Origin of the sequence: Zoogloea sp. (assembly GCF_028693495.1) — a bacterium.
Taxonomy (GTDB): Bacteria; Pseudomonadota; Gammaproteobacteria; order Burkholderiales; family Rhodocyclaceae; genus Zoogloea.
Genome location: NZ_JAQUVG010000126.1, coordinates 1 through 8,152, shown reverse-complemented (window position 1 = coordinate 8,152; position 8,152 = coordinate 1). Strand labels below are relative to the sequence as shown.

The following is an 8,152-nucleotide window of genomic DNA, read 5'->3' as shown; positions in this document are numbered from 1 at the left end:
CAGGATTTTGAGGAGGCTGTCCACCCTCAGGAAGGGCATGTCCGCCAGGGCCACCAGCCAGCCAGCCGCCTCCGGGCTGGCCGCCACTCCGGCTGCCAGGGAATGCCCCATGCCTTCCGCCGAGGCAGCGCAGGTCACCACCACCAGCCCTTCCGCCGCCAGCAGTCCGGCCAGGACATCCTGCTCCGGGCGCAGCACCGCAACACTGCGGGGGCACGCCGCCGCGAGCACCCGGGCAGCGGCAACACCGACCGGAGTACCATCCGCCAGGGGATGAAGCAATTTGTCGCTGCCGAACCGGCGCCCCTGCCCGCCAGCCAGCAGCACTCCGGTCACCTCCACGGCTATCCCACCCCGCAACCGGCACTGGCCGGCACACGCCCCCGGGGCTGCTCAAGCGCGACCCCGTTCTTCACCGCGGTCATCTCGGCCAGAATGGAGACGGCAATCTCCGGTGGCGTCCGGCTGCCGATGGGCAGCCCGGTGGGACCGTGCAGACGGGCCACTTCCCCGGCAGAGAGATCGAAGTACTGGAGCAGACGTTCGCGGCGGGCCTGGTTATTGACCCGGGAGCCGAGGGCACCCACATAAAAGGCCGGAGACTTGAGGGCTTCCAGCAGGGCCATGTCATCCAGCTTGGGATCATGGGTCAGGGCGACGATGGCCGTGTGGGGATCGGGGCCCATCTCCACCACCACGTCGTCGGGCATGCCCGCCAGCAGAGGCACGCCGGGGACATCCCACTCCCGGGCATACTCTTCCCGGGGGTCGCAGACGCTGGCCGCATAATCCAGAGCCTGGGCCATCGGTGCCAGGTAACGGGCAATCTGGCCGGCACCGATGATCAGCAGACGCCACAGGGGACCGTGCACCGTGGCCAGGCAACGGCCATCCCAGGCCAGCAGATCCCCCCGGCAAGCAGCGCCAAGACGCACCTCGCCACTCGTCAGCTCGACCTCCCGCCGGACGAGCTGACCAGCGGCAATCCGGGCCGCCAGTTCGGCCAGCAAGGTCGGATCGGGTGCCGGCTCGAGCAGCAGCTCCAGGGTTCCCCCGCAGGGCAAACCGAAACGGGCAGCGTCCTCCCGGCTGACGCCGTAGCGCAAGAGTACGGGCGCCGTACCGGCGAACTCCCCTGCCCGCATGCGGGCCATCAGGTCGTCCTCGACACAGCCACCGGACACGGACCCCTGGACCCGCCCATCCGCCCCCAGGGCCATCCAGGCCCCTGCCGGACGAGGGGCGGACCCCCAGGTGCGGGCCACGGTGACCAGAGCCCCCCGGCAGCCCTCCGCCTGCCAGCGCCCCAGGGCACCGAGCACCTGCAGATCCTGGCTGTCCATGGGCTCAGGCCTTGAACTGGCGGGTGACAAAGGGAAGCCGGGTCGCCCACTTCCCCGTGGCCGCTGCCAGCGCGTTGGCCACCGCCGGGGCCACCGGGGGCACCGCCGGCTCACCGATCCCGGTGGGCTTGGCCGCCGACGGGACGATATGGACCTCGATCCTGGGCATCTCGTTGATGCGCAGCATGCCGTACTCGCCAAAGTTCCCCTGCTCGACCACGCCCTCCTTGAGGGTGATCTCCCCATAGAACGCCGCCGTCAGGGCAAAGCCCACGGAGCCCTCGACCTGGGCACGGATGATGTCGGGGTTGATGGCAAAACCACAGTCCACCGCAGTGACCACACGGTCCACACGCAGGGATCCATCCTTCTTAACCGTCACCTCAGCCACTTGGGCCACAAAGGACTGGAAGGATTCGTGCACCGCCACCCCGCGGCCACGCCGCTCACCCGGCTTGCCCTTGGCGAGGGGCTTGCCCCAACCCGCCTTTTCCGCTGCCAGGCGCAGCACCGCCGCGTGACGCGGATGCTTGTCGAGGAGCTGAAGGCGCAGGGCGACCGGATCCTGTCCGGCGCTGACGGCCAGGCGATCGAGGAAGGTCTCAGTGGCATAGGCGGTGTGGGTGGAGCCCACGGAACGCCACCACAGCACCGGCACCGGGATGTCGGTGGGGGTGTGCAGCTCCACCTGGAGGTTGGGGATGGCATAAGGCAGGGAGCTTGCCCCCTCTACCGACAGATGGTCCACACCATCCTTGACCAGGAAGGGCTCAAAGGCGGACCCGGCAGCGATGGACTGACCCACCAGCCGGTGGCGCCAGGCCTGGATGCGGCCGTTCTTGTCCAGCGCCGCTTCGAGACGGTGATGAAAGAGCGGCCGGTAGTAGCCCGCCCGCATGTCGTCCTCCCGGGTCCACACCAGCTTGACCGGCACCTGGGCATGGGCACTCCCCTCCAAAGCCTTGACGATGCTGGCCGCTTCGCGGACGTAGTCGGAGTCGGTGCTGGCACGCCGGCCAAAACTGCCGCCGGCATACAGGGTGTGGATATTGACCTGCTCCGGCGCCAGCCCGAACAGCGCCGCCAGCTTGGCCTGATCCACCGTATGGGACTGCTCGCCGTTCCACACTTCCAGCCCCGTGGCCGTGCGCTGGACGACACAGTTCATCGGCTCCATGGCAGCGTGGGCCAGATAGGGGAAGTCATAGCTCGCCTCCACCACCCGGGCTGCGCCCTGAAAGGCGGCCTCCACGTCCCCGTCCTTGCGCGCGGTCTTGCCCGGCGTCGCCGCCAGGGCCCGGTAGCGGGCCAGGATCTGATCGCTGCTTTCCCGGTAGGCGGCGCTGTCATCCCATTCGATCACCAGCGCATCACGGCCCTTGCTGGCGGTCCAGGTGTCCCGGGCCAGCACGGCGACACCGCCGGGGATCTGCACCACGTCCACCACCCCCTTGAGGGCCCGGGCGGCCGTGGCATCCAGTGCCTTGACCCGGCTGCCGAAACGCGGCGGATGGACCACCTGGGCCACCAGCATGCCCGGGAGGTGCACATCCTGGGTAAACTGGGCCGTCCCGTCGGTCTTGGCAACGCTGTCCTTGCGCGGCGCATGGCGGCCGATGAGACGGAAGTCCCTGGGGTCCTTGAGGGTGACCAGCGCCGGTACCGCCTCCGCTGCAGCTGCCTCGGCCAGCTCGCCGAAACGGACCGTGCGGGCACTGGCAGCGTGGCTGACGACCCCCTCCCGGACGGTGATCTCGGTTGCCGGCACATTCCAGCGCCGGGCAGCGGCTGCCACCAGCATGGCCCGGGCACTGGCCCCCGCCTGGCGCATCTGCTCCCAGGAGTTGGCCATGGCGGTGCTGCCGCCGGTGCCCTGCATGGGGCCGAAGGCCAGGTTGTTATAGCGTCTGGCATCCGCCGGAGCCCCCTCGACCCGGACCTGTGCCCAGGCGGCATCCAGCTCCTCGGCCACCAGGGTGGCCAGGCCGGTATAGGTCCCCTGACCCATCTCCAGGTGCTTGGAGAGTACCGTGACGATGTTGTCTGTCCCGATACGGACGAAGGCATTGGGCTCGAAGGGCGTGCCGGCCACGGCTGCCTCGGCGGCACCCGCCTGCTGGCTGACGGCAGGCAGGGCAATGCCCAGGGTCAGGCCGGCAACGCCCTGAAGGAAGTGGCGGCGGGAAACATTCTGAATGGGGTTCATCGTCGTTCTCTCCCTCAGGCCAGGGCCTTGGCGGCTTCGTGGATCGCAGCGCGGATGCGCACATAGGTCGCACAGCGACACAGGTTGCCTGCCATGGCGGCATCGATGTCCGCGTCGGTGGGCTTCTTCTTGGTGCTGAGCAGGCCGATCGCACTCATGATCTGACCTGACTGGCAGTAGCCGCACTGGACCACGTCCAGCTTGCGCCAGGCGTCCTGAACGGCCTTGCCGACCCGGGAATCACCCGCGGCCTCGATGGTGGAAACCTTCTTGCCAGCCACACTGGCGACCGGGGTGACACAGGAACGGACCGGCTGGCCGTCCACATGCACGGTACAGGCGCCGCACAGGCCGGCGCCGCAACCATATTTGGTTCCGGTCAGCAGCAAGGAGTCCCGCAGGGCCCACAGCAGCGGGGTGTCAGGCTCGACATCCGCCTGCTGCGGCTTGCCGTTTATGGTGAGCTGAATCATGGTCACTCTCCTGAGGAGGAAATGGGGTTTTCGTGATGATGGGGCGTCAGGGCCCGGGCCGGGGCATCAACGCTGCTCCGGCAGACCCTGAAAATTTAGCCGATCAGGTCCCCTTGGGGATTGCAGGATCCTGTCTTATTCTTGCCTGATTTTCCGGACATGCTGGCAGCGCCAGCCAGCATCACCACACCAGAACATGCCTTCGGCACTCTTGGAAAGGAATAAAGCGTGATCGAATCAAGCTTTTTGCCAGAAGACCCACCACCGCGCAAGGAAGAGGACTGCCAACGCCTCGCCACCCTGATTGAACGATATTGCACCGGGGATGGTCCCAACGCCACACCCATCCCGGGCCTGAGCCTGTACCGGGCGAGCTCCACCAGCACCCCCGTCTGCGCCATTTATCGTTCGGTGCTGGCCGTTGCCGCCCAGGGCCGCAAGCGCCTCAGTCTGGCCGACGAAAACTTCGAGTACGACAGTCGCCACTATCTGATCACCTCTGTGGACTTGCCGGTGATCGGGCAAATCACCGAGGCCTCCCCGGAGCACCCTTATCTGTGCGCCGTCATTGATCTCGACCCCCGCCGCATCGCTGAGCTGGCCGGCCAGCTCCCGCCCGGACCGGACCTCGCCCTGCGGGCAGCCCTGGGTCTGGGCGTCAGCCCCCTGACCGGACCGGTGATGGACGCCACCCTGCGCCTGGTCAGCCTGCTGGACACTCCGGAAGACATCCCGGTCCTTGCCCCCTTGTACCTGCAGGAGCTGCTCTACCGCCTGCTCACCGGCGCCCTGGGCGGACGCCTGCGCACCCTCGCGGCCGCAGACAGCCAGAGCCACCGGATGGCCCGGGCCATCGAGTGGATCAAGGGCAACTACGACCAGCCCCTGTCCATCGATGCGCTGGCCGGTGCCGCCAACATGAGCAAGAGCACCCTCCATCACCACTTCAAGGCCCTGACGGCCATGAGCCCGCTGCAGTACCAGAAGCAGTTGCGCCTGCAGGAGGCCCGCAAGATCCTGCTCACCGAGGGCATCGACGCCGCCAGCGCAGCGCTCCGGGTAGGGTACGAAAGCCCGTCCCAGTTCAGCCGGGAGTACCGCCGCCAGTTCGGCGCTCCCCCCGTAAGGGACGTGGCCCGGCTGCGCTGAGCGCAGCCGGGCCACGGGCTGGGACTGCCGCCGGAGCACGGACTGCCGCCCGTGCCACTCGATCAGGGTGTTTCGGTGTACTGCTGGGTGCTGCGCGCGGCCGTGGCCGGCTTGCTCAACGGAGAGTTGCCACGCACGTACTGGAGGAAGGAGTCCGCGTAATCCAGGAAGGTCTCCTCCTTCTGGGCAGCGGGAATGGCCTTGAGGGTGTCATACCGATCCCCGCCATCGGCGGTGAAGTTGTTGGTGATCACCTTGTAGCTGGCCGCCAGATCCAGGGCACGCCAGGTACCCGAGGCATCCCGGACCTCCAGGCTGCTCACCCGGCTGCCCCTGGCCTGGTTCATGTCCACCTGGAAACGCAGGCCGCCGGTGTAAGGATAAGCCCCCGTGCCGGTGCCATTGAGTACCGAATCCACCCCATCCTCGATGCTCGCCTTGACCTGGGCACCGTTCATCACCACACGGGTCAGGGTGTTCTTGAAGGGCAGCAAGGTATACACCTGCCCCACGGTAATGTTGCCGGCGGGGATGTCGGTGCGGACGCCACCGGCGTTCTGCAGGCTGATGTCGGCGCCGCCGAAACGCTGGCCCTGGGCCAGGAAGGCATCCGCCACAAGTTGCTGGATGTCGCCGCCCTGGGCTATCACCATGGGATCCTTGTTGCACGCATCCCCAAGGCTGGAGCGGCTGGTGTCCCGCTTGGCACCCGGCACCCGGCGCAGGCACAGGTTCTCGGTGGTGCTTCCGGCCACCTGGGTGGACAGGGCGTCCTTCTGAGCCTTGTAAGTGGCCAGCACGGTGGTTGCCGCCGCCGCAGGGGCCGTGATCCGGAACACACCCGAGGCGTTCAGCTGGCTGCGGTAGGCAGTGGCGTCCGCTTCGGATGCCGCCGCAGAGCCCACCTTGTAGGTATCGCCTACCAGCACCCTGGGTGCCCCCGAGCAGGCGCTGACCTCTCCATTCACGTCAAACTTCACATCCAGAGCCCCCACCACATAGGCGTATTGCCAGGCCTGGGCGATACAGACCCGTTTGCCCCCCTTGTCGGTGACCTGGGTCGGATAGGCGCCGGAGGGGGTCAAGCCGTAGTCCTTCATGCTGTCTGGCCCCAGCAGGGTGTGGGAGTCGCCGCCGATGATCACATCCACCCCGTCCAGCTTGGCGGCAATGCTCCGGTCGGCACTGTAGCCCAGGTGGGACAACAGGATGATCTTGTTCACCCCACGGTTACGGAGCTCGTCAATGGCCCCCTGGGCGGCAACAGTTTCGTCGAGGAACTGGGTCGAGGCGTCCGGGCGGGAGGCGAACTGGGTCTTGTCCTTGACGGTGAGGCCGACCACACCGACCTTCTCCCCATCCTTGTCGAAGATCCGGTAACTGCCCACGCGACTGGCCAGGGCACTCCCCGTCGCCGGCTTGACGTTGGCCGACAGCACCGAGGTCTTGCAGTTACCCGCCTGAAGGAAGTCGACGAACTTGACCAGACTGGCATCCCCCCCATCGAACTCATGGTTGCCGAGGGTCATGGCGTCGAAACAGACGGTGTTCATCAAGGCCGCATCGGCCTGACCTTCACTCTGGGTGTAGTAGAGATCGCCGGTGATCGCATCGCCGGCGTGGAGCTTGAGCACGTTCTTGCGCTCGGCAGCCAGCGCCTCCAGCGCAGCCGTCACCCGGGGAAAGCCCCCCAGTTCGACGGTGACCGAGCGACTCGTACCCGCCGCATCCTTCAGGGTCAGGGACGTGGTTTCAGCGTCAAGGCGGGAATGATGGTCGTTGATGTGGAGGATCGTCAGATCCAGGGGCCTGGCCCCACCACCGCTACCACCACAGGCGGTCAGGCCAAGCGCGGCCAGCGTGGCGGCCAGGAGGGTGAGGGTACGGGGGGTATTCGGAGTCTTCATGGTCATTGGCTGGATGTGTGAAATCCTGCCCAGACTAAGACCGCCGGATTAAAACAGCGTTAACGCCCCATGACAGGAAAGGCTTTCAGACCCGTAGACCCGCACGGGCGATCATGACCAGCGCCTGGGCCCGGCTGGTGACGCCCAGACTGCGCAGGATGGCCGAGACATGCACCTTGACCGTACCTTCGGACAGGCCGAGGAATTCAGCGATGTCCCGGTTGGACTTTCCCTGGGCAACCAGTTCGAGCACTCTCCCCTGGGCCACCGTCAGCTGGAAGCGCTCGGCAAAAACCTGGCTGGCCTGGCTGGTCCGGCGATTACGGTTGCCGCTGTCGGGACTGGTTGTCTCAGGGGTGAATACGCCCCCCGCCAGGATGGTCCGCACCGCGGCAATGAAGGTATTGCTGGGACTCGCCTTGGAAACAAAACCGGACGCTCCCGCCTTCATGGCCCGCTGCACCGACTCCCGATCATCCAGAGCCGACACAACCAGCGCCGGCACATCCGGAAAGCGCCTGGCAATCGCGCCCAGCAATGAGAAACCGTTGATTTCCGGCAGCATCAGATCCACCACCAGCAGATCACAGTCCGGATTCTCTTCCAGCATCGCCAGGGCATCGCTGGCGTTGCTGGCCTGCTGGCAGACCACCTGATCCGCCGCCTGGGCCAGGGTCAGGGCCATGGCTTCGCGGACCAGGACGTGATCTTCGATAATCAGTATGCGGATCTGGTCTATCACTGACATGGGCCATGACGTCTGTTCCAGGGCCATCGAGTTTAGCCTACCCAGGCACAATATGACGTACTAATTCACGGACACCTGACATTCCCCGGGTGCGTTGCTAGCGCACCTCAACCCAGCCCATTATCATAGAAGTCCACACCCGGAACACGCTCCTCCATGACGCCCCCGCACGCTCTTCCCCTTACCGGCGCAGCGCCTTTACCCGTGGGTGACCGCCTGTATCCGACCTCCCGGCCCGGAGTGTCTGCGACGGAATGAGCGCGCTGCGCACGGCCCTACTGGCCCTGCTGCTGGCGGGCTGCAGTGTTTCTCCCGTTATGGCAGGT

Annotated in this window: 7 protein-coding genes; 1 reads left to right on the top strand and 6 read right to left on the bottom strand. The window is 66.5% G+C overall.

The window, feature by feature from the left end:
* The 4 genes from PHD22_RS15515 to PHD22_RS15500 form a co-directional block, all read right to left on the bottom strand.
* A partial coding sequence (locus tag PHD22_RS15515; RefSeq protein WP_299868883.1) for an NTP transferase domain-containing protein occupies positions 1–342 on the bottom strand: 342 nt, incomplete at its 3' end.
* A 2-nt stretch (positions 343–344) separates the two neighbouring features.
* Positions 345–1,343 carry an XdhC family protein gene (locus PHD22_RS15510; protein WP_299868880.1) on the bottom strand — a complete coding sequence of 333 codons (999 nt, stop codon included), beginning with the start codon at positions 1,341–1,343 and terminating at the stop codon, positions 345–347.
* Between the two features lie 4 nt (positions 1,344–1,347).
* The gene (locus tag PHD22_RS15505) at positions 1,348–3,549 is read right to left on the bottom strand and encodes a xanthine dehydrogenase family protein molybdopterin-binding subunit (RefSeq protein ID WP_299868877.1); all 2,202 of its coding nucleotides are present in this window, start codon (positions 3,547–3,549) and stop codon (positions 1,348–1,350) included.
* 14 nt (positions 3,550–3,563) lie between these two features.
* Positions 3,564–4,022, bottom strand: coding sequence for a (2Fe-2S)-binding protein (locus tag PHD22_RS15500; protein WP_299868874.1), 459 nt, complete (start codon positions 4,020–4,022; stop codon positions 3,564–3,566).
* 228 nt (positions 4,023–4,250) lie between these two features.
* Here PHD22_RS15500 and PHD22_RS15495 point away from each other — a divergent pair, with 228 nt between their 5' ends.
* Complete coding sequence (locus PHD22_RS15495; RefSeq protein WP_299868871.1) at positions 4,251–5,171, top strand: AraC family transcriptional regulator; 921 nt, start codon at positions 4,251–4,253, stop codon at positions 5,169–5,171.
* A gap of 62 nt (positions 5,172–5,233) precedes the next feature.
* Here the strand turns inward: PHD22_RS15495 and PHD22_RS15490 are convergent, their stop codons facing one another.
* Entirely contained in the window at positions 5,234–7,078 is a 1,845-nt protein-coding gene (locus tag PHD22_RS15490; protein WP_299868868.1) for a 5'-nucleotidase C-terminal domain-containing protein, read from the bottom strand.
* A gap of 85 nt (positions 7,079–7,163) precedes the next feature.
* Entirely contained in the window at positions 7,164–7,826 is a 663-nt protein-coding gene (locus PHD22_RS15485; RefSeq protein WP_299868865.1) for a response regulator transcription factor, read from the bottom strand.
* Positions 7,827–8,152 lie beyond the last annotated feature (326 nt).

Bases quoted from the DNA above. Each gene is read 5' to 3' on its own strand.
- PHD22_RS15510 (WP_299868880.1), bottom strand. From the start codon at position 1,343: ATGGACAGCCAGGATCTGCAGGTGCTCGGTGCCCTGGGGCGCTGGCAG.
- PHD22_RS15505 (WP_299868877.1), bottom strand. From the start codon at position 3,549: ATGAACCCCATTCAGAATGTTTCCCGCCGCCACTTCCTTCAGGGCGTT.
- PHD22_RS15500 (WP_299868874.1), bottom strand. From the start codon at position 4,022: ATGATTCAGCTCACCATAAACGGCAAGCCGCAGCAGGCGGATGTCGAG.
- PHD22_RS15490 (WP_299868868.1), bottom strand. From the start codon at position 7,078: ATGAAGACTCCGAATACCCCCCGTACCCTCACCCTCCTGGCCGCCACG.
- PHD22_RS15485 (WP_299868865.1), bottom strand. From the start codon at position 7,826: ATGTCAGTGATAGACCAGATCCGCATACTGATTATCGAAGATCACGTC.